Annotated in this window: 1 protein-coding gene; it reads left to right on the forward strand. The window is 40.7% G+C overall.

Annotated features, from left to right (window positions below; genetic code table 11):
* Nucleotides 1-409: 409 nt before the first annotated feature.
* Complete coding sequence (locus OSCIL6407_RS0128875) at nucleotides 410-637, forward strand: EF-hand domain-containing protein (RefSeq protein ID WP_019488014.1); 228 nt, start codon at nucleotides 410-412, stop codon at nucleotides 635-637.
* Nucleotides 638-651: the final 14 nt, after the last annotated feature.

Raw genomic sequence — 651 nt, forward strand, 5'->3', positions numbered from 1 at the left:
AATCAGCGAGGCAACAGAGCAGATGAAGATAGCGAACGATCGCTCTGCATGAACATTCTGGCAGACCCGAAAAAATTACTCTTCCAGTCGTCTTTTTTGTACAAAAGTGCGGTAGCACTGCCTTCAATAAAACCAAACAAACTGAACTGCAACTCTTCCTAGAAAACGGCTATCGCCTTTGTTCCGATACATTAATATGAAATAGCTGAATGGCTATCACAAAGCGGCAATTAAAAAAGCAGCCTTAACAGCTTTTCAATTAGTTCGGCTTGCTCAAGTGTGAAAGTACAGCTTGCTATAAATGACACGAGTTACAGCTTGTATCTGCCAGGGTAAAAGGTAACTTTCCTTGCATCTTTTTCAACATTATGGGATATTGAATTGAAAAAACTAATTCAAATAGAAACTTATGGCAACTGAGCAAGAGCTTCAATCTCTTTTTAATGCCTTGGATCGCGATCAAGATGGCAAAGTATCGAGTAATGAGCTTTTTTTAAGTCCTGGGTTAAATGCAGTCATTTTAGCAGAAACAGGTACTAGCCCTGCGGAACCGCTAGCGACGTCTCGAGATGAAGAGGGTAATATTACCTTTGAAGCCTTGAAACAAGCTGTTAAGAAAGCAGGGAATTTAGAATAAGCGCGATCGCCCAG

It is taken from the genome of Kamptonema formosum PCC 6407, assembly GCF_000332155.1.
Lineage (GTDB): Bacteria > Cyanobacteriota > Cyanobacteriia > Cyanobacteriales > Microcoleaceae > Kamptonema > Kamptonema formosum.

Coding starts and splice junctions, on each gene's coding strand:
- OSCIL6407_RS0128875 (WP_019488014.1), top strand. CDS start 410: ATGGCAACTGAGCAAGAGCTTCAATCTCTTTTTAATGCCTTGGATCGC.